This is a genomic window from Mycobacterium sp. AZCC_0083, from assembly GCF_014202335.1.
Classification (GTDB): Bacteria; Actinomycetota; Actinomycetes; order Mycobacteriales; family Mycobacteriaceae; genus Mycobacterium.
The window spans coordinates 202713-225953 of the sequence record NZ_JACHGP010000001.1 but is presented as its reverse complement, the minus strand read 5'-3'; the positions used below and the strand labels follow the sequence as shown (position 1 = coordinate 225953).

The window sequence follows — 23241 nt, the reverse complement described above, 5'->3', positions numbered from 1 at the left end:
GAGATAAGGACTTTCATGGCAGGGTTTCTCGAAGGCAAGCGCATCCTCGTCACGGGGATCATCACCGACGCGTCGATCGCATTCCACATCGCCAAGGTCGCGCAGGAGGCCGGGGCGGAGCTGGTTCTGACGGGGTTCGATCGGATGAAGCTGATTCAGCGCATCATTGGTCGTTTACCCAGTCCGGCTCCCTTATTGGAGCTGGACGTGCAGAACCAGGAGCACCTGGACAGCCTCGCCGACCGCGTCGCCGAGGTGATCGGTGAGGGCAACAAGCTCGACGGCGTTGTGCACTCGATCGGGTTCATGCCACAGACCGGAATGGGCATCAACCCGTTCTTCGACGCCCCCTACGAGGACGTCGCCAAGGGCATCCACATCTCGGCCTACTCGTATGCCTCATTGGCCAAGGCGACTCTGCCGGTGATGAACTCGGGCGGCTCCATCGTCGGCATGGACTTCGACCCGACCCGTGCGATGCCTGCCTACAACTGGATGACGGTGGCCAAGAGCGCGCTGGAGTCGGTGAACCGGTTCGTCGCCCGTGAGGCAGGTCCGTTCGGGGTGAGATCGAATCTGGTTGCCGCAGGCCCGATCCGGACGCTCGCGATGAGTGCCATCGTGGGCGGTGCGCTCGGTGCCGAGGCTGGCGATCAGATGCGGCTGCTCGAGGAGGGCTGGGATCAGCGTGCCCCGGTCGGCTGGAACATGAAGGACCCCACGCCGGTTGCGAAGACCGTCTGCGCTTTGCTGTCCGACTGGTTGCCAGCGACCACGGGGACGATCGTGTACGCCGACGGCGGCGCGCACACGCAGTTGCTCTAGCGATGGACCTCGATGCCGTCCTTCTGCTGTCCTTCGGTGGCCCAGAAGGCCCCGAGCAGGTTCGGCCGTTCCTGGAGAACGTCACCCGCGGTCGCAACATCCCACCGGCACGCCTCGACGAGGTCGCCGAGCACTACTTCCACTTCGGCGGGGTCTCGCCGATCAACGGGATCAACCGCGCGCTGATCGAGGAGATGCGCGCAGAATTCGATCGCCGTGGCGCCGACCTGCCGATCTACTTCGGCAACCGCAACTGGGATCCATACGTCGAACACACCGTTACCCAGATGCGGGACAACGGTATTCGACGAGCGGCGGTGTTCGCCACGTCGGCCTGGGGCGGATATTCGGGCTGCACGCAATACCTCGAGGACATCGCCCGCGGTAGGGCGGCGGCGGGAGAGGGCGCGCCCGAGCTGGTCAAGCTGCGGCATTACTTCGACCATCCGCTGTTCGTGGAGATGTTCGCCGACGGGATCGCGGCCGCGGCGGCGTCGCTGCCCGATGACCTGCGTGCCGGTGCCCGGCTGGTGTTCACCGCGCATTCGGTCCCGATCGCGGCCGACGAGCGCGAGGGGCCGAAGGTCTACAGCAGGCAGGTGGCCTACGCGACGCGGTTGGTCGCTACGGCCGCGGGGTACGACGAATACGATCAAGTGTGGCAGTCGCGTTCCGGTCCGCCGACCGTGCCCTGGCTGGAACCCGATGTCGGTGACCACCTTTCGGCGCTCGCCGAGGGGGGTACCAGGGCGGTGATCGTCTGCCCGATCGGCTTCGTCGCCGACCACATCGAAGTGGTGTGGGATCTCGACAACGAGCTGCGCACCCAAGCCGACGAAGCCGGGATCGCATTCGCACGGGCAACCACGCCGAACGCCGATCCGCGATTCGCGCGGCTGGCCGCCGAGCTGATCGACGAGCTGCGTCTCGGCAGTGAACCCGCACGACTGCCCGGGTCGGAATCCGTGCCCGAATGCGGCTGTAGCGTGGCAGACGCGCCGGACTGAAAAGCCGCGCAGCTACCTCGAAATGCCGTGATAGCGTCGATTTACACCGGCGCCGCGAGTCAGGGGGTAGTGCGGAGTGCAGCCAGGTTACGGGGATAGTGCCCCCTATGAAGAGCCTGCCGATCATGGCAGGCCCCTCCCGGATTACCTGCAACCGGGCTTCGACCCCCACCGTTTGGATCCGCCACCGAAGAGCAAGCTGCCGTGGATCATCGGGGCAGTTGTTCTGGTGCTGATCCTCGCGGCGCTCGCCGCGGTCCTCCTGGTGTGACTACCGGCGCCAGGCCGATTGCAGGATCGCGCTGACGGCGGCGATCCGCGCCGTGCGCACCACGCCGTTCAGCGGCCGAAGCGCCTCGTTGGCGATCTGCATCTCGGACGACGACTGCAGCCCGATCGGCATCAGCCCGGAACTCACGGTGATGATGGCGTCGACGTGGGCGGCGTTCTCCAGCACCCTAAGTGCCCGCTCAGGGGCGTGCTCGGGCAGTTTGTGCAACCGCCCCGCCTCGAGCACCTGCTCGACGAGTCCGCGTGGATCGGCGACGTCTGCACCCGTCGCTCCCGCGCGCAGCGTGGTGAGGGCGTCGGCGGCCGCACGCACCGCCGATCGGAGCTCGTACTCCGCAGCCCCGAGATCGACGTGCTCGCCGACCGGTACGTCTGACAGCGAGTACACGGTCCACGAAAGGCAGCTGATCTCCGGGTCGTAGTCGTGGTCCTCGTCAGCGTCTCCATAGCCGTCGTCGTAGGCGAACTCCGGGACCAGTCCCACCGCCTCCGAACCCGGTCGCGACACGATGATCGCCTCACCGGCCGTCAGGGCGTCGGCCTGGAACTGGGTGCCTGCAGCAAGGCCCCGCACGTCACCGGGCACCGGCAACGCCACCGAGATGGCGGGCTCCCCGGTGATGGGCCCCGCCGCGGTGCGCAGCGTCTGCAACAGTGACACCGCGCCCGCGTCGGTGAGATCGGGCCAAGGAAGCCCGGTACGCCCCGCCGCGACCGAGTCATAGGCGGTGACGGAATGCCTTGGTGCCCATTGTGACAACGCGTCCAGAACGTCGTCGGGCGCGGCGAGGCCGGCAAGCCAGGCGTTGCTCCACGCCGACAGCGAAACACTTGGGCTCCACATAATGCTCGCAGTGTAGTTGTTGCCGGCTCGGCAGGCTGCGCACGCGATAGGCTGCGCCCATGCCCGTTTGGTTGCTTTGGCTCGTCGCGGCGCTGGGCCTCGCTGGTGCCGAGGCGCTGACCGGTGATCTCTTCCTCCTGATGCTCAGCGGAGGCGCATTGGCCGCCGTCGTGTCGAGCCTGCTCGTCGACAACTACGTGCTCGACGGCGTCGTCTTCCTGGTGGTCGCACTCCTGCTGGTGGTGCTGGTGCGCCCCGCACTGCGCCGCCGGTTCACCGCAGGCACCGGCCTTCCCGAGCCGATGAAGGCCCTGGAAGGCAAGAGCGCACTGGTGCTCGATCGGGTGGGTCGTCACGAGGGCCAGGTGAAACTCGACGGCGAGGTATGGACGGCACGGCCGCTCAACGACGACGATGTCTTCGAACCGGGCGACCACGTCACCATCATGCGAATCGACGGCGCAACCGCGGTCGTCTTCAAGACCATTTGAGATTGGGGAGGATTCAGTCATGGAAGGTGCCGTTGCCGGGTTAGTCCTGGTGGCCGTGTTGGTGCTGTTCGCCATCGTCGTCGTTGCCAAGTCCGTCAAGGTGATACCGCAGGCCGAGGCCGCGGTGATCGAACGCCTTGGCCGCTACAGCAAGACCGTGTCGGGTCAGCTGACGCTGCTGTTGCCGTTCATCGACAAGATCCGCGCCAGGGTCGACCTGCGCGAGCGAGTCGTGTCATTTCCGCCGCAGCCGGTGATCACCGAGGACAACCTGACGGTCAACATCGACACCGTCGTGTACTTCCAGGTCACCAATCCGCAGGCCGCGGTGTACCAGATCAGCAACTACATCGTCGGTGTCGAGCAGCTCACCACCACCACGCTGCGCAACGTGGTCGGCGGTATGACGCTCGAGCAGGCACTGACGTCGCGCGACCAGATCAACGGCCAGCTCCGCGGCGTGCTCGACGAGGCCACCGGCCGGTGGGGACTGCGCGTCGCGCGGGTGGAACTCCGCAGCATCGACCCGCCGCCGTCGATCCAGGACTCGATGGAGAAGCAGATGCGCGCCGACCGCGAGAAGCGTGCCATGATCCTGACCGCCGAGGGCAACCGGGAGGCGTCGATCAAGCAGGCGGAGGGACAGAAGCAAGCTCAGATCCTCTCCGCGGAGGGCGCCAAGCAGGCGGCCATCCTGGCCGCCGAAGCCGACCGTCAGTCCCGCATGCTGCGTGCCCAGGGTGAACGTGCCGCGTCCTACCTGCAGGCGCAGGGCCAGGCCAAGGCCATCGAGAAGACGTTCGCCGCGATCAAGGCCGGACGCCCGACCCCCGAGATGCTGGCCTATCAGTACCTGCAGACGCTGCCCCTGATGGCCAAGGGCGAGGCGAACAAGGTCTGGCTGGTGCCGAGCGACTTCGGTGCCGCTCTTCAAGGCTTCGCCAAGATGCTGGGTGCGCCGGGAGAGGACGGCGTCTTCCGCTACACGCCGTCGCCCGTCGAGGAAGACCTGCCCAAGCCGGAGGACGATTCCACCGAGGTCGCCGAGTGGTTCAACACCAAGACCGACCCCGAGATCGCGCAGGCGGTTGCCCAGGCGGTGGCCGAGGCGCGGACTCCGGTTCAGGGGGTCATCGACCCGCCGCCGCAGTACGCGCCGCTGTCGCAGCAGGCCCAGCCGCCAACCCCTGATTACGGGCAGCCGCGGCACGGTCAATGAGTGCGCTGACGTCGAAGCGGACCTACGCGGCGCTCGCCGCCTTCCAGGCGGGCGACGCGGTGGCATGTGCGATACCCCTGCCGGCCATCTCCAAGTCCTTCGACGATCTTGGGGTGCCCGCGAACCTGCGCAGGATCGTCCCGCCGGTGAAGGTCGCGGCGGCCGTCGGACTGTTGTCGGTCGGCCGGTATCCCCGGCTGGCGCGACTGACCACGGCGATGCTGACGGTGTACTTCGGTCTCGCCGTCGGCGCCCACGTCCGCGCGAAGGACAAGCCCGTCAATGCCATTCCCGCGGCGGCGTTCCTCGCGACGTACGCGGCGATGACGCTCAAGGGGCCCTCGGTCAGGGCGTGACGGCCGGCTCGGCTTCGCTCGTAGGGGAGACCTGCGCGGACGTGTGCGCCCTGTGGTGGCGGCGGTGTGTGCGGATCTCGTAGACCATCCCTGCGACGCCGAGGCCGGCCGTGCACAACGAGACCAGGAACAGCAGGGGACTGATGTTTCCTGTGAGTGCATCACCGAGGATGACGACGGCGGCGGTGCCGGGCAGCAGGCCGACGAACGACGCCAGCGTGTAGGGCAGCACCCGCACCGCGGAGGCGCCTGCCGCGTAGTTGAGCACGGAGAACGGCACCGCAGGAATCATCCGCATCGACAGGATCGCAGGCCAGCCCCGTTCGCGGAGCCGCGCGTCGAGCACGTCGACCCGCGGGTGCTTGACCAGGTGGCTGAGTTGCCAACCCGCGGCGCGCACCAGGAGCAGGGCGATGACCGCGCTGATGGTGCTGGCGACCACACCGATGGCGACGCCGAGGAGCGGGCCGAACAGCAGCCCGGCGGCGAGCGTGAACGCGGTCCTCGGGAACGGGAACACGGTGACCACGATGTGGGCGCCGAGGAAGGCCAGCGGGAACCACGGACCGACCGAGGTGGCCCAGTCCCGGAGCTGCACCGCGGTGGGTAGCGGCACCCATACGGCCATTGCGACGAGAATCACAATCGCGGTTGCCAGCATCACGACTCGTCGGCGGGGAACTTGCGACGCCGTCGCGACGATCGCGGCGCATACTGCGCGCAACGTGTTGACGACGGGCTTCACGCCTGTCAACAGTACGTGGATGAGCTGGCCGGCTCTCGCCAGCATGGCGGCGAGTCGCCTGCCCGGCGGTCATGCGCGCGATCGCGATCATTTAGCCTGATGGCCGGGTGGTAAGTCACACGCGAGACAACAGGAGATGCCGGTGTCCGTACAGGAGTCCAGTGCCAGCCTCACCGAGGCGGAACGCGTGCGCTGGCGGTCCGCGGTCGCGGGCGTGCTGGCAAAGAGCACCAGGAAGGATCCTGCGGATCTCGGCGCCGAGCCAGACCGGCTCCTCGACTCGCCCACCTACGACGGCTTTCCGATTCGCCCGCTCTACACCGCGCTGGACGGCTTGCCGGAAGCGCCGTTGCCCGGTCAGTGGCCGTTCGTCCGTGGCGGTGATGCGCTGCGCGACGTGAAGGCGGGCTGGAAGGTGGCCGAGGAGTTCCCCGTCAACAGAGGGGGAGACGCGGCATCGGTCGCCGAGGGCAACGGGGCGGTCCTTGCCGCGCTGACCGAGGGCACCAGCGCGCTGGTGCTGCGGGTCGGTGCAGGCGCCATCGCCGCGACCGAACTCGACAGGTGGCTGGAAGGCGTCTTCCTCGAACTGGTGCCGGTGATCGTCGACGTACGGGCCGCGGGCGCCGAATTCGTCACGGCCGCCGAGGCGCTGCTCGCATTGGTCGTCGACCTCGACGACGAACGGCGCGCCAGGTTGTCGGTGGATCTGGGTGCCGACCCACTGACCGCAGCACTCAGCGCCCACGCGACGCCGTCGCTCGACGACGTCGTCGGCATCGCGGTCAAGGCGGTCGGGTACGGCGGCGGCGTGCGCGCCATCACCGTCGACGGTCCCGCCTTCCACGATCTGGGTGCCAGCGCGTCGTGGGAACTCGCGGGCGCCGTCGCTGCAGGCGTGAGCTACCTGCGGGTGCTCGGCGAGAACGGGGTGTCGGTCGCCGATGCGCTGCGTCAGGTGAGCTTCCGGTACGCCGCCGACGACGACCAATTCATGACGATCGCCAAGCTTCGCGCGGCGCGCCAGCTGTGGGCGCGGGTCGCCGAGGTGGTCGGCGAACCCACGGCAGGGGCCGCCACCGTGCACGCCGTGACGTCGGCTCCCATGATGGCCCAGCGGGACCCCTGGGTGAACATGCTGCGCACCACCCTCGCCGCGTTCGCTGCCGGCGTCGGGGGCGCGGACACCGTGGTGGTGCAGACGTTCGACAGTGCCATCCCCGGCGGATTGCCCAGCACCGCAGCCACTTTCGCGCGCCGGATGGCTCGCAACACCCAACTGTTGCTGCTCGAGGAATCACACGTCGGGCGCGTCCTTGACCCGGCAGGAGGGTCGTGGCACGTCGAGGACCTCACCCGTCACCTCGCCGAGCAGGCGTGGAAGCACTTCCAGGACGTCGAGTCCCGTGGCGGCTTCGTCGACGCACGCGACTACGTCGCCGCCGAGATCGGGCAGGTGCGTGACCGTCGAGCCGACGACATCGCCCACCGGCGCACCGCCGTCACCGGCGTCAACGAATATCCCAACCTCGCCGAGGCGCCCCTGCCCGCTCAGACGGACACCCCGGGGGTAGCGCGCTACGCGGCGGGGTTCGAGGCGTTGAGGGACCGATCCGACGCTCACCTCGCTGCGACGGGGGCCCGGCCGAGGGCCCTGCTGCTCCCTCTCGGACCGCTCGCCGAGCACAACATCCGCACCACGTTCGCCACGAACCTGCTGGCATCCGGTGGCATCGAAGCCGTCTCCGAGAGTGCCGGGGCCTTCGAGGTCGCGGTGATCTGCGGCACCGATGCGCGCTACGCAACCGAGGCATCGGCAGCGGTCGATGCCGCTCGGAAGGCGGGCGTGTCACACGTTCTGCTCGCCGGCCCGGAAAAGGCGGTGGCAGAAGCGGATTCGAAACCCGACGGCTATCTGACCGCAAAGATCGACGCGGTCGGCGCGCTGTCGGACCTGCTCACCAGATTGGGGGCCTGACGTGACTGCCACTGCGGGTATTGGACAGGGCATCGCAAGCTTCGCCGACGTTCCGCTGGACGGCGGGAATGGGTCGGAGCCGCCGGCCCCACCCGTTTCGCAAGCCGCCGTCACCGAGCACGTCGCCGCCGCAGCCGCCGCGCACGGCTACACCCCGGGTCAGCTGGACTGGGCGACTCCAGAGGGCATCGACGTCCGGCCCGTCTACGTCGGCGCCGACCGTGACGCGGTGGCCGCCGCGGGCTACCCGTTGGACAGCTTCCCCGGCGCACCACCGTTCGTGCGCGGGCCGTACCCGACGATGTACGTCAACCAGCCGTGGACCATTCGCCAGTACGCAGGCTTCTCCACCGCCGCGGAGTCCAACGCGTTCTACCGCCGCAACCTCGCCGCTGGCCAGAAGGGTCTTTCGGTGGCGTTCGACCTTGCCACCCACCGTGGCTACGACTCCGACCATCCGCGCGTGAGTGGCGACGTCGGGATGGCAGGGGTGGCAATCGATTCCATCCTCGACATGCGCCAGCTGTTCGACGGGATCGACCTGTCGGCGGTGTCGGTGTCGATGACCATGAATGGCGCCGTGCTGCCGATCCTCGCGCTGTACGTGGCCGCCGCCGAAGAGCAGGGGGTGCCCCCGGAGAAGCTCGCAGGGACCATCCAGAACGACATCCTCAAGGAGTTCATGGTCCGCAACACCTACATCTATCCGCCCAAGGCGTCGATGCGGATCATCTCCGACATCTTCGGCTACACAGCCACCTTGATGCCGAAGTACAACTCGATCTCGATTTCGGGCTATCACATCCAAGAGGCCGGTGCCACAGCGGATTTGGAGCTGGCGTACACTCTGGCTGACGGCGTCGAGTACATCAAGGCGGGGCTCGCCGCGGGCCTGGACATCGACAAGTTCGCGCCGCGGCTGTCGTTCTTCTGGGGCATCGGGATGAACTTCTTCATGGAGGTCGCCAAGCTGCGCGCGGGCAGGCTGCTCTGGAGCGAGCTCGTCGCCCAGTTCGATCCGAAGAGCGAGAAGTCGCTTTCGCTGCGCACCCACTCGCAGACCTCGGGCTGGTCGCTGACCGCCCAGGACCCGTTCAACAACGTCGCCCGCACCTGCATCGAGGCCATGGCCGCCACCCAGGGCCACACCCAGTCGCTGCACACCAACGCCCTCGACGAGGCGCTCGCCCTACCCACCGACTTCTCGGCCCGCATCGCCCGCAACACCCAGCTGCTGCTGCAGCAGGAATCCGGCACCACCCGGCCGATCGACCCGTGGGGCGGCTCGTATTACGTGGAGTGGCTGACCCATGCATTGGCGGAGCGCACACGCGCCCATTTCAAAGAGGTGGAGGAGCACGGCGGGATGGCGCAGGCCATCGATGACGGCGTCCCCAAGCTGCGGATCGAGGAGGCGGCGGCGCGCACGCAAGCCCGCATCGACTCTGGCGCGCAGACGGTGATCGGCATCAACAAGTACCAGGTCGACGAGGACCAGGAGATCGAGGTCCTCAAGGTTGAGAACAGCCGGGTGCGTGCCGAACAGATCGCCAAGCTCGAGCAGCTCCGTGCGGATCGGGACGAAGCGGCGACTCAGGCGGCGCTGGCCGAACTCACCAGGGCTGCAAGCGCTTCCGGGCCGGCGGGCGAGGACGGCCTCGGGAACAACCTGCTGGCGCTGGCCATCGACGCCGCCCGCGCCAAGGCCACGGTCGGCGAGATCTCCGATGCGCTGGAGAAGGTCTACGGTCGACACGAGGCCGAGATCCGCACCATCGCCGGCGTCTACCGGGATGAGGTGGGGAAGGTCAGCAACCTAGGTGCCGCAACCGAACTGGTGGAGAAATTTGCCGAGGCCGACGGCCGCAGGCCCCGCATCCTTGTCGCCAAGATGGGACAGGACGGCCACGACCGCGGCCAGAAGGTGATCGCAACGGCGTTCGCGGACATCGGCTTCGACGTCGACGTGGGTTCGCTGTTCTCCACACCCGACGAGGTCGCACGTCAGGCCGCCGACAACGACGTTCACGTCGTCGGGGTGTCATCCCTTGCGGCCGGCCACCTGACTTTGGTCCCCGCGCTGCGCGATGCACTCGCCGAGGCGGGCAGGCCCGACATCATGATCGTGGTCGGCGGCGTCATCCCGCCCGGTGACTTCGACGAGCTGTACGCCGCGGGCGCCACGGCGATCTTCCCGCCAGGCACGGTGATCGCCGACGCCGCGATCGGCCTTTTGAACAAGCTGGCCGAGCGTCTCGGCTACGACCTCGGCTAGATGGACTCCTCTCTGCGTGAGCTCGCGGCGGCTGTCCGCAACGGCGACCGCGCCGCGTTGCCGCGAGCCATCACGCTCGTCGAGTCGACGAGGGCCGACCACCGGGAACAGGCCCAGCAACTGCTGTTGGAGCTGATGCCGGACGCGGGCAGCGCTCTGCACGTGGGCATCACCGGGGTGCCCGGCGTCGGCAAGTCCACGACCATCGAAGCGCTCGGGATGTACCTGATCGACCAGGGCCACCGAGTCGCGGTGCTGGCCGTCGACCCGTCGTCCACCAGGACAGGCGGCTCGATCCTCGGCGACAAGACCAGGATGGCGCGGCTGGCGGTGCACCCCGATGCCTACATCCGGCCGTCGCCGACGTCGGGCACGCTCGGCGGCGTGGCCAGAGCCACTCGGGAGACCATCGTCTTGCTGGAGGCGGGTGGCTACGACGTCATCCTGGTGGAGACGGTGGGGGTGGGGCAGTCCGAGGTGACGGTTGCCAACATGGTGGACACGTTCGTCTTCCTGACGCTGGCGCGCACCGGCGACCAGCTTCAGGGGATCAAGAAGGGCGTGCTCGAGCTGGCCGACATCGTGGTGGTGAACAAGGCCGACGGTGCGCACGCCGTCGAGGCGAAGGCCGCCGCTCGCGAGTTGGCAGGTGCGATCCGCCTCATCTATCCCCGCGAAACACTGTGGCGTCCACCGGTTCTCACGATGAGCGCACTGCATGGTGACGGGCTCACCGAGCTGTGGGACACAGTACTCAAGCATCGCCAGGTGCTCACCGACGCCGGTGAGTTCGACGCGAAACGACGTACCCAGCAAGTCGATTGGACGTGGTCGATGGTGCGCGACACCGTGCTGGACCGCGTTCTCTCACACCCCGACGTACGCCGGATCCGGACCGACGTCGAGCGTCGGGTGCGGGATGGCGAACTGACGCCGGCGCTCGCTGCGCAGGAGATTCTCGGCGCCGCCGACTCGCACTGATTGGCCGAATTGCGGGCGCGGTCAAACCGAAGCGCCCACAATGGCAAACACGCGCCGGCTAATCGAAGGAAACTGCGATGTCACGACGAACCATCGTCATCGGATCGCAGTTGTTCACCGCTGCAACGGTATTCGCCGCGGCAGCAACCTTCGCCGTGTCGGCCCACGCGGATACACAGCCGCCCGTTTGCGAACAATACGGCTTCGCTGGCGATGTGCTGTTCAGGCAGGGTGACGGCTTCCATACGAGCTTCGCCTCCACTGGAACGCAGGCCTTTGGGCGTGCCATCGCGACGAACACTTCCCGCCCGACGATGAACGGAACCGTCGGTGGTGGCTTCACGGGCCCTCGCCACTTCGATCTGACCATCCGCTGGGACGACGGCACGGTCGGCCGATACATCGGCGACGTGGGCAACGACGCCACGGCATACGGCACCGCAAATGGCGCGTACTTCGACTCGGTACTTCCTCTGGCCTGCTTTCCCACCCAGCTTGGGAACCCCAACGTCGGCGCTTCGGAAATCGAAGTGCTGGTCAACGACGCCCGAACACATCCGGAGTCGTACCCACCCCGCGGTGACACCGCCGGCGCCGCCATGGCCCCGTGCGACGGCCCCTTCGAGAGCTCCCAGGCGTTGGCGGACACTGCGGCGGTGCACAATGACTTCCTGGCCAGCCAACCCGTCGAATGGGTGATGACCCGGCCCCACATGCACGCGTCGACGCCGGACGGGATGCAGATGTCCACGGATGCGGGTGCGCCGATCGACCAGGCCGGTTTCCATTCTCTTCGCGCGCAGATCGTCGCGATGGGTTACCCGACGGCCGCCGCGGTGGTCCAGGCCTGGATGCAGGATGATGGGCCGCTGGCTTGGGGGCATCGCAACATCATTCTGAACTGCGCTTTGAGCCAGGCAGGAGCGGCGTATCTGCAGGGCGGCCCCGGCGGCCACTACTGGACCGTGAACATGGGCAATCCCTAACCCCTGCGCTTGCTGGCTGGGATTTCTCGTCACCGTCGGCCGCGGTCACCTAACAGATCCATAACGGTTGGCAAGTTTGCCGCGGTTGCAGGTAAGTTGACTAGATTGTGACCCCTGCATCAGCTCGGGAGCGCAGCGTTGCGCTTCCGCACGGCGTCCACGGCGCCGCAGACGCCAGTTTCGGCTGCGCCGTGCGCGCCTTCTCGCAGATGTTTCCAGGACGCAGGTTCGGTGGTGGGGCACTGGCCGTCTACCTCGACGGCGTGCCCGTCGTCGACGTGTGGACGGGCTGGTCGGACCGCCGCGGCACCCGGCCATGGAACGCTGACACCGGAGCCATGGTGTTCTCCGCGACCAAGGGGATGGCGTCGACCGTCATCCACCGGCTCGTCGACCGTGGCCTGATCGAATACGACGTCCCGGTGGCCGAATACTGGCCGGCATTCGGGGCCAACGGGAAGTCGGCCGTCACCGTCCGCGACCTGATGCGGCACCGGGCAGGATTGTCGCACCTGAACCGGGCCAGCGGTGCCGACCTGATGGACCACCTCCTGATGGAGGAACGGCTCGCGGCCGCCCCGATGGGCTGGCTGAAGGGGCGACCGGCCTACCACGCGCTGACCTACGGCTGGCTGCTTGCGGGCCTGGCCCGCGCCGTCACCGGGCGCGGCATGGGGGAGCTGTTCCGCACCGAACTCGCCGAGCCGCTCGGCACCGACGGATTCCACCTCGGTCGGCCTCCAGTGGACGCGCCGACGCAGCCCGCTCGGATCATCGGGCCGCAGAGCAGGTTGCAGAACCCGATCTTCAACCTCGTCGCGCCTCGTCTGGCAGCTCTACCGTTCTCGAACGCCTTCGGCTCGATGTACTTCCCAGGGATGAAGGCCAGCGTGCAGGGTGACATCCCGCTGCTGGACACCGAACTCCCTGCGGCCAACGGGGTGGCCACCGCGCGGGCGCTGGCCCGCATGTACGGCGCCATCGCCAACGGCGGCACGATCGACGGCACGCAGTTCCTGTCAGCCGAACTCGTCGCCGGGCTCACCGGTAGACCCAGCCTGTACCCGGACGGCAACCTCGTCATGCCGCTGTCGTTCCACCTGGGATACCACGGTGTGCCGCTGCCGGGGGTCATGCCCGGATTCGGGCACGTTGGTCTTGGCGGCTCGCTCGGGTGGGCCGATCCGGCCACCGGCCTGGCGTTCGGGTTCGTGCACAATCGCCTGCTGACCCCGCTGGTGGTCAGCGATCAGGTGGGCTTCGTGGCGACCGCCGCACTGATTCGCCGGGGCGTCGCGCAGTCACGCAAGTACGGTTTCGCAGCCGTGACGGAAGCCGGTTCGCCGTTCGCCGAGCGAACCACTGCGACCGGTTAGCGCCACCGCCGTCCCGATGTCGCCACGTCGATAACTTCGGGCAGATCTGAACTTGGTGCAGACAACGTATGTTGTCCGCGTGAAGCGCTTGCCGCACAGCCGATTTCGTCGAATGGCCCGCTCGTGGGCGTACGCTGGTACCCGAAACATTGATGGTCTGGCTTACGAAGTTGCCAGAACGTCAATGTTGGGTGTCACCGTTATCCCGGCAACGATTGCACAGGCCCTCCTGGCTTCGGGAAGATGTCGAACTCGACGCGTCGCCACGATCGGCTCGAAGGTGTCGATTCTGACCTCGTTCACATTGACGCGCACGTCCATTTTCCTGCATAAATGGCGGTTATAGCGCGAAATTCGACCATGAGTACGATTCAATCGACAGTTTGCCCTGACACTAATGAGAAATCTTGAGTTCACCTAAGAAACATTTGCTAGATATATCACTGGCGAAATGATTACAGCCGCAGACTCTTGTCGCCAAAATTGACACCTGACGTTAATTTTTGGCGTTTGTGCAGCGTAACGCCCTGTTTTCGTTGGAGAAGACGAACTGGTAGCTGCAGGTGTAATCTTCCCGCCGAGCAATGTTGTAGGTGAGGAGACAGTTGATGATTTGCCCGAACTACCGCACTTCATGCCTGTGCGGCCGTTAGGCTCCGACTCATGTTTGCGACTGTCGACAGGAACTAGAGAGGGCGAGTTGCCGCAGCGCCGCGGCTTAGCCGATTTACATTTCTCGCACTTTTAGCCCGGTCGGGGCACCGAAGTACGTACGTGGAAGAGGTTGAATTACGTGGCAGACACACCGGTCTCCCCAGTCGCCGTGATCGGCATGGCGTGCCGCCTGCCGGGAGGCATCGACTCGCCGGCAGCCCTTTGGGAGTCGCTGTTACGGGGTGACGACACCGTCACGAAGGTGCCTCTGGATCGATGGGATGCCGAGGAGTACTACGACCCGGAACCCGGTGTGCCAGGCCGTTCAGTCTCCAAGTGGGGCGCGTTCATCGACGACATCGCCGGGTTCGACGCCGAGTTCTTCAGCATCAACGAGCGCGAAGCGACCGGGATCGATCCGCAGCACCGTTTGCTTCTCGAAACCGCTTGGGAGGCCGTCGAACATGCCGGCATCGACCCTGCGACGCTGATCGACTCTCTCGGTGGCGTGTTCATGGGATTGACCGGCTGCGATTACGAATTGCTTTCCGCGGACGCCGGTGTCATCGACGGCCCCTACGGGTTCACGGGCAACAACTTCAGCATGGCGTCAGGCCGAATCGCCTACCACCTCGGTCTGCATGGTCCGGCCTACACGGTCGACTCTGCGTGCTCGTCGAGCCTGCTCGCCGTGCACATGGCGTGCCGCAGCCTGCACGACGGCGAAAGCGACCTCGCCCTTGCCGGCGGTGTGTCGATCATGCTCGAACCCCGCAAGATGTCCTCGGGATCGGCTCAAGGCATGCTGTCGCCGACGGGACGTTGCCACGCGTTCGACGTGAACGCCGACGGATTCGTCTCTGGCGAGGCGTCTGTGGTGTTGCTGTTGAAGCGCCTCGAGGACGCTGAGGCCGACGGCGACCGCGTTCTCGCCATCATTCGCGGCACTGCAACCAACCAGGACGGCCACACGGTCAACATCGCCACGCCGTCCCGCGACGCACAGGAGGCGGCCTACCGGGCGGCCTTGGCGGCCGGCGGCATCGACCCCACGACGATCGGCATGGTCGAGGCGCACGGCACCGGCACGCCCGTCGGTGATCCGATCGAGTTCTCGAGCCTGGCCGCCGTGTACGGCACCGCTGGGCCCACTGCCCTCGGCTCGGCGAAGACCAACTTCGGGCACAGCCAGTCCGCATCCGGCGCAGTCGGCCTGATGAAGACCATCCTCGCGCTGCAACACGCGACCGTCCCGCAGAACCTGCACTTCACGGCGCTGCCAGAAGAGATGGCGCGCATCGAGACGAACCTCTTCGTGCCGGAAGAGGCGACGCCATGGCCGACCAACGGCCAGCACCCGCGTCGCGCGGCGGTGTCGTCGTACGGACTGTCGGGCACCAACGTGCACGCGATTCTCGAGCAGGGACCGGCCGAGCAGGCGCCGCGCACCATCGAGCAGTCCGACGCGGGCCAGCCGACGGGGCGGGCGCTGTTCCCGCTGTCGGCCACCTCGGTCGAGGAATTGCACGCCACGGCAGGACGCCTGGCCGACTGGGTGGAGAACCACGTCGAGTCCGAGGCCGAGTTGTCGGATCTGGCATACACGTTGGCACGCAGGCGTGCGCACCGGCCGGTGCGCACCGTGGCGCTGGCCGGCGACCGCACCGAGCTGGTCACCGCATTGCGGGAGCTCGCAGGCGGCGAGCTGCCGGTCGAGCCGGCGGTCGCCAAGGGTGACCACGGCCCGGTCTGGGTGTTCTCTGGGCAGGGCTCGCAGTGGGCCGCGATGGGTGCGGGTCTGCTGGCCGCCGAGCCGGTGTTCGCCAAGACGGTCGCGGAGATCGAACCGCTGATCGCAGCCGAGTCGGGATTCTCGGTCACCGAGGCGATGTCGTCTTCGGAGACGGTCACCGGCATCGATCGGGTGCAGCCCACAGTGTTCGCGGTTCAGGTCGCGCTGGCCGCCACGATGAAGGCCTACGGCGTTGCACCGGGAGCCGTCATCGGCCATTCGATGGGCGAGGCGGCGGCCGCCGTCGTTGCTGGCGCACTGTCGCTCGCCGACGGCGTCAAGGTGATCTCCCGTCGGTCCAAGTTGATGGTGAAGATCGCGGGTTCCGGCGCGATGGCGTCGGTGGAGTTGCCCGCGCAGCAGGTGCTTTCGGAGCTCGCCGCGCGTGGCGTCAATGACGTCGTGTTGTCCGTGGTCGCATCGCCGCAGTCGGCGGTCGTCGGCGGGGCCAAGGAATCGGTTCGCGCCCTGGTCGCGGAGTGGGAGGCGCGCGGGGTGATGGCGCGCGAGGTGGCGGTCGACGTCGCATCGCATTCGCCTCAGGTCGACCCGATTCTCGACGAGTTGGCCGAGGTGCTCTCCGACATCGAGCCGATGGAGCCGAAGGTCCCGTACTACTCGGCAACGCTCTACGATCCGCGTGATCCTGCCGATTTCGACGCCTACTACTGGGTGGACAACCTGCGGCACGCGGTCCGGTTCGGCGCAGCCGTGCAGGCGGCGCTCGAAGACGGATTCCGGGTGTTCGGCGAACTCGCGCCGCACCCGCTGCTCACCCACGCAGTCGACCAGAACGCCCGCAGCCTCGACATCCGGCTTGCGGCGCTGGCGAGCATGCGTCGCGAGCAGGAGCTGCCGAACGGTCTGCGCGGATTCGTCGCGGACGTGCACAGTGCGGGCGCCGCGATCGACTTCTCCGTGCTGTGGCCCGACGGGGCGCTGGTGGACGCGCCGCTGCCGACGTGGACGCATCCTCACCTGATCCTGACCCGCGACGGGCTGGAGCAGGGCGCCTCCACGCTTGCCGTGCATCCGCTGTTGGGTGCACACGTCCGGCTGCCCGAGGTGCCCGAACGTCACGTCTGGCAGTCCGACGTCGGCACGAACGCGCAGCCGTGGCTTGGCGATCACCAGGTGCATAGCGTGGCCGCGCTGCCGGGCGCCGCCTACTGCGAGATGGCGTTGGCCGCGGCCCGCGCGGTCATCGGCGAGGCATCCGAGGCTCGCGACATCGCCTTCGAGGCGATGCTCTTGCTGGAGGAGGACACCCCGGTTTCGGCCGTCGCGTCGATCACTCCTGCCGGTGTCGCCCAGTTCCAGGTGCAGACCTACCTCGAAGGTGAGGAAATTCGAAGGGCGACAGCGATACTCAGTGCGGTGGAAGGCGAGGACGAGCCTGCCGCGTACCAGATGGCGGACCTCCTGGCCGCCCATCCGGTGGAACTCGACGGCGCCGAGTTGCGGGACTGGTACGACGCACGGGGCATCCAGTACGGCCCCGCGTTCACCGGTCTGACGAGCGCGCACACCACCGAAGGACCTGGTGGATCCGTGCTGGCCCAGGTGGCACTGCCGGGTTCGATCCGATCCCAGCAAGGTGCCTACGGCGTGCATCCCGCGCTGCTCGACGCCTGCTTCCAGGCGGTCGGCGCGCACCCCGATCTGCACTCCGACGTCACTGGAACACTGATGCTGCCGTTGGGCGTGCGACGCCTGCGCGCGCACGCATCGACCCGCAACGCCCATTACTGCTACGTGCGGTTGACCAGCGCGAGCGCGGCGGCGGTCGAGGCCGACATCGAGGTGCTCGACGAGCACGGCGCGGTGCTGCTCTCGGTTACCGGCTTGCGCATGGGTACCGGCGTCTCCGAGTCGGGGCAGCGCGAACGCACGCTCAACGAGCGGCTGCTGACCATCGACTGGAAGCGACAGGACACTCCAGAGGCCGAAGCCGTCGAGGCGGGCTCTTGGCTCGTGGTGAGCACGTCGGACGGGTCCGACCAGTTCGCGGCCGAGTTGGCCGAAACGCTGAAGGTCAAGGACGCTCAGATCGCAACGATGGTCTGGCCGCAGCGCGCGGATCACTTGTCCAACGCCGAGCAACTGCGGTCGCAGCTCACCGCCTCCGCGTTCAGAGGCGTCGTGGTCGTCACGCCGCGTGACGCCACGTCGGACGCCGACGCCCCGCGCAAGGGTGGAGACCTGGTGCGCCACCTGGTGCGCATCGCACGCGAGCTGCCGGAGATCGTGGGCGAGCCGCCTCGACTGTTCCTGGTCACGCGGGACGCCCAGACGGTGCGTGCCGGTGACGTCGCCAACCTCGAGCAGGGCGGGCTACGCGGGCTGATGCGGGTGATCGGCATGGAGCATCCGGGATTGGCCGCCACCCAGATCGACGTCGACGACGCAACGGGTGCCGAGCTGGTTGTCACGCAGCTGCTTGCCGGTTCCGATGAGGACGAGACCGCCTGGCGCGATGGCGAGTGGTACACGGCTCGGCTCAACCTGAGCCCGCTGCAGCCCGACGAGCGGCGGTCCGTCGTCGTCGAGCCCGAGCACGACGGTATGCGTCTGCGGATCCGTCAGCCTGGCGACCTTCAGTCGGTCGAGCTCTCGGCCTACGACCGCGTGCCGCCTGGACCGGGTCAGATCGAGGTGTCGGTATCGGCGTCGAACCTGAACTTCGCCGACGTGCTGGTGGCCTTCGGCCGGTACCCGAGCTTCGAGGGCCGGTTGCCCGAGCTCGGTGCCGACTTCGCCGGTGAGGTCACAGCGGTTGGCGTCGGTGTCACCGAGCACCAGGTCGGTGACAAGGTCGCAGGGATCTCCGCCAACGGTGCGTGGTGCACGTTCGTCACCTGCGATGCAGCACTCGCGGTGAAGATCCCGGAAGGGGTGCCCGAGGAGCGGGCGGCGGCCGTGCCAAGCGCGCACGCCACCGCTTGGTACAGCCTGCACGACCTGGCAAGGATCGAAGCGGGCGACAAGGTGTTGATCCACTCCGCAACCGGTGGAGTTGGTCAGGCGGCCGTCGCCATCGCCAAGGCGGCGGGCGCCGAGATCTTCGCAACCGCGGGTAGTCCGGATCGCCGAGAACTGCTGCGCACCATGGGAATCAAGCACGTCTACGATTCCCGCAGCATTGAGTTCGCCGATGAGATCAAGAAGGATACGGACGGCTATGGGGTTGATGTCGTGCTCAACTCGTTGCCAGGTGCCGCCCAGCGGGCAGGTCTGGAACTGCTGAGCTTCGGCGGTCGGTTCGTGGAGATCGGCAAGCGAGACATCTACGGCGACACCAAGATGGGGCTGTTCCCGTTCCGCCGCAACCTCTCGTTCTACGCCGTGGACCTCGGGCTGCTGATGATCACCAACCCCGGCAAGCTGTCTCGTCTGCTCGAGACGATCTACGCGAAGATCGCGGACGGCACGTTGCCGCTGCCGGAGACCACGCACCACCCGCTCAGCGACGGTGCGACCGCCATTCGCGTGATGGGTGCCGCCGAGCACACCGGCAAGCTGGTGCTCGACGTCCCGCACACCGGCAAGCACAGGGTGGTCCAGCCGCCCGAACAGGTGCCGGCCTTCCGTTCCGATGGTGCGTACGTCATCACCGGCGGTCTGGGTGGCCTCGGGCTCTTCCTCGCAGACAAGATGGCGGCGGCAGGCGCGGGGCGGATCATCCTCAACGGTCGGTCCACACCGAAAGCCGATGTGCTGCAAGCGATCGAGCGCATCCGCGAACGCGGCACCGAGGTGGAGGTGTCACTCGGTGACATCGCCGAGAGCGGCACCGCGGAGCGCCTGGTTACGGACGCGACGGCCACGGGGCACCCGCTGCGCGGCGTGCTGCACGCCGCGGCGGTCGTCGAGGACGCCACGCTCGGCAACATCACCGACGAGCTCGTCGAACGGGACTGGGCGCCAAAGGTGTACGGCGCGTGGAATCTGCACGAGGCCACGAAGGATCAACCGCTGGACTGGTTCTGCTCGTTCTCGTCGGCTGCGGCCATGGTGGGTTCGCCGGGCCAGGGTGCCTACGCCGCGGCCAACAGCTGGCTGGATTCCTTCACGCACTGGCGCCGGGCGCAGGGCCTGCCTGCAAGCGCCGTCGCGTGGGGGGCGTGGGCCGAGATCGGCAAGGGCCAGGCCATGGCCGAGGACGGCTCGATGGCCATCGCGCCCGACGACGGTGCCCATGCCTTCGACGTCCTGGCGCGCTTCAACCGCGGCTACACCGGCTATGCACCAATCGCCGGGACGCCATGGTTGACGGCGTTCGCGCAGACCAGCAAGTTCGCCGAGGCATTCCAGTCGCTGGGCAGGGGCAGCTCGGGTACCAGTCAGTTCCTCGCCGAACTGAACGAGCTGCCGCGCGACGAGTGGCCTGCCCGGCTCCGGCGTCTGATCTCCGATCAGATCAGCCTGATCCTGCGCAGGTCCGTCGACCCGGACCGTCCTCTCTCGGAGTACGGGCTGGACTCGCTGGGCAATCTCGAACTCCGCACTCGCGTGGAGACGGAGACGGGGATACGCATTACCGCAACCGACATCACCACGATTCGTGGATTGGCGGATTCCCTCTGCGGAAAATTGGAGCCCGCGGAGGTGGCTGCATGAGGCCTCGGCCGGATTCCGATGTCGTCCTTGTCTTGAGTGTTGCGCGCGCAGTGAGGAGTGAACGGTGTTCGTAGGGGCGTTGGAGATTGTCAGGCTCGAAGAGTGGCAGCCTGGTACGGGTTCGGTGGTGTCGTGGCACGCGTCGCCGGCATCGAAGGCCAAGGCGATGGCTGCACCGGTGAGCACCGTGCCTGCCAGTTATATGCAGGCTCAGCACATTCGGGGCTTCCACGAGTTCGCCGAGCGCGGGCTGGAGTACTCGCGGCTGGTGGCCGTCTCCTGGGATGAGCCGGGCCAGTGCGATCAGCGTGCGATGAACTACGTCATCAACGCGCATCTGCGTCGCCACGACACCTATCGCAGCTGGTTCGAGTACCGCGACGATGCCCGCATCGTGCGGCGGACGATCCAGAATCCCAACGACATCAAGTTCGTCCCGACCAAGCGCGGTGAGATGGTGGCCGAGGACTTCCACCAGCTGATCCTCGACACCCCGGTCATGGCCGACTGGGATTGCTTCAGCTTCGGGATCATTCAGCACGAGGACCACTTCACCTTCTATGTGATCGTGGACCACGTGCATACCGATCCCATGCTGATGGCGTGCTTGTTCGTCGAGATCCATCAGACCTACGTCGCGTTGCTCGAAGGCGGTGCGCCCCCGCAGCTTCCGGAGCCCAGCGGGTATGACGACTACTGCGTTCGCCAGCATCAGTACACGTCGGCGCTGACTGCGGATTCTCCGCTGGTGCGCAATTGGATCGACTTCGCGAGTAGCAACGACGGGACCCTTCCCGAGTTCTCGCTGCCACTCGGCGATCCGAACACTCCGTGCGGCGGCGACCTCTTGGTCACCCAGTTGATGAATGCTGAGCAGACGGCGGCCTTCGAAAACGCCTGCATTGCCGCGGGTTCGCGGTTCGTCGGCGGGGTCTTCGCCGCCGCGGCCGTCGCGCAGTACCGGGTGACCGGGGTGGACACGTACTACGGCATGACGCCGAAGGACATGCGCACCAGTCCCGAGGAGTTCATGACGTGTGGCTGGTTCACCGGCATGATCCCGGTCGGTGTGCCCGTGACGGCGGGCTCGTTCGCGCAGACCGCGCGCGCGGCGCAGAAGTCGTTCGACGCCAACACCGACCTGGCGAAGGTCCCGTTCGACCGGGTGCTTGAGTTGGTGCCGTGGCTGCATAGGTCGCAGCGTGGTTTCCCCATGCTGGCCTATCTCGATGCCGGGCTGCCCCCGCTCTCCGCGGTGGTCGCCTCCCATCTCGACGGGGTGAACGCGCGGGCGTACAGCGACGGACTGAGCCCGGCGCACATCTGCATGTGGGTGGGGCGCGTCCACGACGAGACGTCGTTGACGGTCTCCTTCCCGGACAACCCGATCGCCAGGGAGTCGGTCACGCGCTACGTCGAGGCCATGAAGGAGGTCTACGCCGGAGTGGCCGAAGGCCGCGAGGTGGTCGTGACCTCCATGCGTGAGACGGCTTGATCTCGCCTCCTCCCAGACGGACGGGTGGATCGATGGCAGGCAGGGACGAACCACTGAGGTTCACTCTGGCGGTGCACGGCACCAGGGGTGACGTGGAACCCTGCGCTGCCGTCGGTCGTGAGCTACTGCGCCGCGGGCACGAGGTGCGGATGGCGGCACCGCCCAACCTGATCGACTTCGTCGAGTCTGCGGGCGTGCCGGGTGTGGTGGCCTACGGGCCCGATTCCCAGAAGCAGTTGGAGGCCGACTTCTTCCGCGAATTCTGGAAGATCCAGAACCCCGTCACGCTAGTGCGCAAGGGCATGGATTACATCACCGAGGGTTGGGCGGAGATGAGTGCGACGCTCGTCGCGCTCTCGGAGGACACCGACCTGATCTTGACGGGGACGACCTACCAGGAGGTGGTAGCGAACGTCGCCGAGTACCGGGGCGTCCCCTTGGCTGCGCTGCACTACTTCCCGGCCAGGGTGAACAGCAGCGCGGTCCCGATTCCGGCGCCGCCACCGTTGATCCGCTCGGTGTGGGCGTCCATCGAATGGCTGCACTGGCGGATGATGAAGGACGCCGAGGACGAACAGCGGCGCGAACTCGGTCTGCCTGCGGCGACGGTCCGGTGCGCGCGGCGAATCGTCGAGGGCGGCGCGCTCGAGATTCAGGCATACGACCGACTGTTCTTTCCCGGCCTGTCCGAGGAATGGGACGGGACGCGGCCGTTCGTCGGCGCCCTTACGATGGAATTGCCGACCCCGACCGACGACGATGTCGCTTCCTGGATCGCTCACGGCAAACCACCGATATACTTCGGATTCGGCAGCATGCCCGTCGAATCACCCGCGGAGGCGGTCGCCATGATCAGTGAGGTATGCGCGAAGCTGGGGGAGCGTGCGCTCGTCTCCTCCGGGGTCTGGGATCTCGACGACACCGCTTACGGTGACCACGTCAAGCTGGTCGGCGCGGTCAATCATGCGGCGGTGTTCCCCGCCTGCCGAGCAGTCGTGCACCACGGTGGCGCGGGCACCACGGCCGCCGGTATGCGCGCCGGTGTGCCGACGCTGGTCCTGTGGGTTGGAGCCGACCAGCCGGTGTGGGCAAACCAGGTGAAGCGGCTCGAAGTGGGCATCTCCCGGCGATTCTCGTCCACCACCCAGGACCGGCTACTCACCGACCTCCGTACGGTGCTGGCTCCTCGTTTCACCGCCCGCGCCCGCGATGTCGCGACCCAGCTGACCAAGCCAGGGACCAGTATCGAGACCACCGCCGATCTCCTCGAGGAGAAGGCCAGCGTCATGGCCGCGAAGTGACGTGA

Annotated in this window: 15 protein-coding genes; 13 read left to right on the top strand and 2 right to left on the bottom strand. The window is 67.1% G+C overall.

Annotation, left to right across the window (positions count from 1 at the left end):
- Positions 1–15 precede the first annotated feature (15 nt).
- Positions 16–825 carry an NADH-dependent enoyl-ACP reductase InhA gene (inhA, locus tag HNP02_RS01025; RefSeq protein ID WP_184433254.1) on the top strand — a complete coding sequence of 270 codons (810 nt, stop codon included), beginning with the start codon at positions 16–18 and terminating at the stop codon, positions 823–825.
- A gap of 2 nt (positions 826–827) precedes the next feature.
- Complete coding sequence (locus tag HNP02_RS01020) at positions 828–1832, top strand: ferrochelatase (protein ID WP_184433251.1); 1005 nt, start codon at positions 828–830, stop codon at positions 1830–1832.
- A 271-nt stretch (positions 1833–2103) separates the two neighbouring features.
- On the opposite strand, the gene HNP02_RS01015 is transcribed toward HNP02_RS01020, so the two are convergent.
- Positions 2104–2967, bottom strand: a complete 864-nt coding sequence (locus tag HNP02_RS01015; protein ID WP_184433248.1) for a hypothetical protein — start codon at positions 2965–2967, stop codon at positions 2104–2106.
- Positions 2968–3026: 59 nt separating this feature from the next.
- On the opposite strand from HNP02_RS01015, the gene HNP02_RS01010 reads away from it, so the two are divergent.
- Genes HNP02_RS01010 through HNP02_RS01000 form a run of 3 tightly spaced genes read left to right on the top strand, consistent with a single transcriptional unit; the run spans position 3027 to position 5033 of the window.
- Positions 3027–3458, top strand: coding sequence for an NfeD family protein (locus HNP02_RS01010; protein WP_184433245.1), 432 nt, complete (start codon positions 3027–3029; stop codon positions 3456–3458).
- Between the two features lie 19 nt (positions 3459–3477).
- Positions 3478–4677, top strand: a complete 1200-nt coding sequence (locus tag HNP02_RS01005; RefSeq protein WP_184433242.1) for an SPFH domain-containing protein — start codon at positions 3478–3480, stop codon at positions 4675–4677.
- Positions 4674–5033, top strand: a complete 360-nt coding sequence (locus HNP02_RS01000; protein ID WP_184433240.1) for a DoxX family protein — start codon at positions 4674–4676, stop codon at positions 5031–5033. Before HNP02_RS01005 ends, HNP02_RS01000 begins: the two co-directional genes overlap by 4 nt.
- On the opposite strand, the gene HNP02_RS00995 is transcribed toward HNP02_RS01000, so the two are convergent.
- Positions 5023–5778 (bottom strand): TVP38/TMEM64 family protein, encoded by a 756-nt coding sequence (locus tag HNP02_RS00995; RefSeq protein WP_309241354.1) that lies wholly within the window; start codon positions 5776–5778, stop codon positions 5023–5025. The genes HNP02_RS01000 and HNP02_RS00995 overlap by 11 nt on opposite strands.
- Positions 5779–5914: 136 nt before the next feature.
- Between HNP02_RS00995 and mutA the strand changes: the two genes are divergently transcribed.
- From mutA to HNP02_RS00955, 8 genes are all read left to right on the top strand, one after another.
- The gene (mutA, locus tag HNP02_RS00990) at positions 5915–7756 is read left to right on the top strand and encodes a methylmalonyl-CoA mutase small subunit (protein ID WP_184433233.1); all 1842 of its coding nucleotides are present in this window, start codon (positions 5915–5917) and stop codon (positions 7754–7756) included.
- A gap of 19 nt (positions 7757–7775) precedes the next feature.
- Positions 7776–10031: a methylmalonyl-CoA mutase gene (gene scpA / locus HNP02_RS00985; RefSeq protein WP_375373630.1), complete on the top strand. Its 2256-nt coding sequence runs from the start codon at positions 7776–7778 to the stop codon at positions 10029–10031.
- Positions 10032–11012, top strand: coding sequence for a methylmalonyl Co-A mutase-associated GTPase MeaB (meaB, locus tag HNP02_RS00980; protein WP_184433227.1), 981 nt, complete (start codon positions 10032–10034; stop codon positions 11010–11012). It begins immediately after the preceding gene.
- A 77-nt stretch (positions 11013–11089) separates the two neighbouring features.
- Positions 11090–11998: a CAP domain-containing protein gene (locus HNP02_RS00975; RefSeq protein WP_184433224.1), complete on the top strand. Its 909-nt coding sequence runs from the start codon at positions 11090–11092 to the stop codon at positions 11996–11998.
- A gap of 107 nt (positions 11999–12105) precedes the next feature.
- Positions 12106–13374, top strand: a complete 1269-nt coding sequence (locus HNP02_RS00970; RefSeq protein WP_309241353.1) for a serine hydrolase domain-containing protein — start codon at positions 12106–12108, stop codon at positions 13372–13374.
- Between the two features lie 832 nt (positions 13375–14206).
- Positions 14207–20440, top strand: coding sequence for a type I polyketide synthase (gene pks2, locus HNP02_RS00965; RefSeq protein ID WP_221317092.1), 6234 nt, complete (start codon positions 14207–14209; stop codon positions 20438–20440).
- Between the two features lie 64 nt (positions 20441–20504).
- On the top strand, positions 20505–21935 hold the full coding sequence (locus HNP02_RS00960; RefSeq protein ID WP_309241352.1) for a condensation domain-containing protein: 1431 nt from the start codon (positions 20505–20507) through the stop codon (positions 21933–21935).
- 53 nt (positions 21936–21988) lie between these two features.
- The gene (locus HNP02_RS00955) at positions 21989–23236 is read left to right on the top strand and encodes a glycosyltransferase (RefSeq protein ID WP_184434873.1); all 1248 of its coding nucleotides are present in this window, start codon (positions 21989–21991) and stop codon (positions 23234–23236) included.
- The last annotated feature ends 5 nt before the right edge of the window (positions 23237–23241 follow it).

What these genes read in the sequence shown, in the direction of transcription:
- inhA (WP_184433254.1), top strand. Translation starts at nt 16, where the DNA reads ATGGCAGGGTTTCTCGAAGGCAAGCGCATCCTCGTCACGGGGATCATC.
- HNP02_RS01020 (WP_184433251.1), top strand. Translation starts at nt 828, where the DNA reads ATGGACCTCGATGCCGTCCTTCTGCTGTCCTTCGGTGGCCCAGAAGGC.
- HNP02_RS01015 (WP_184433248.1), bottom strand. Translation starts at nt 2,967, where the DNA reads ATGTGGAGCCCAAGTGTTTCGCTGTCGGCGTGGAGCAACGCCTGGCTT.
- HNP02_RS01010 (WP_184433245.1), top strand. Translation starts at nt 3,027, where the DNA reads ATGCCCGTTTGGTTGCTTTGGCTCGTCGCGGCGCTGGGCCTCGCTGGT.
- HNP02_RS01005 (WP_184433242.1), top strand. Translation starts at nt 3,478, where the DNA reads ATGGAAGGTGCCGTTGCCGGGTTAGTCCTGGTGGCCGTGTTGGTGCTG.
- HNP02_RS01000 (WP_184433240.1), top strand. Translation starts at nt 4,674, where the DNA reads ATGAGTGCGCTGACGTCGAAGCGGACCTACGCGGCGCTCGCCGCCTTC.
- mutA (WP_184433233.1), top strand. Translation starts at nt 5,915, where the DNA reads ATGCCGGTGTCCGTACAGGAGTCCAGTGCCAGCCTCACCGAGGCGGAA.
- meaB (WP_184433227.1), top strand. Translation starts at nt 10,032, where the DNA reads ATGGACTCCTCTCTGCGTGAGCTCGCGGCGGCTGTCCGCAACGGCGAC.
- HNP02_RS00975 (WP_184433224.1), top strand. Translation starts at nt 11,090, where the DNA reads ATGTCACGACGAACCATCGTCATCGGATCGCAGTTGTTCACCGCTGCA.
- pks2 (WP_221317092.1), top strand. Translation starts at nt 14,207, where the DNA reads ATGGCGTGCCGCCTGCCGGGAGGCATCGACTCGCCGGCAGCCCTTTGG.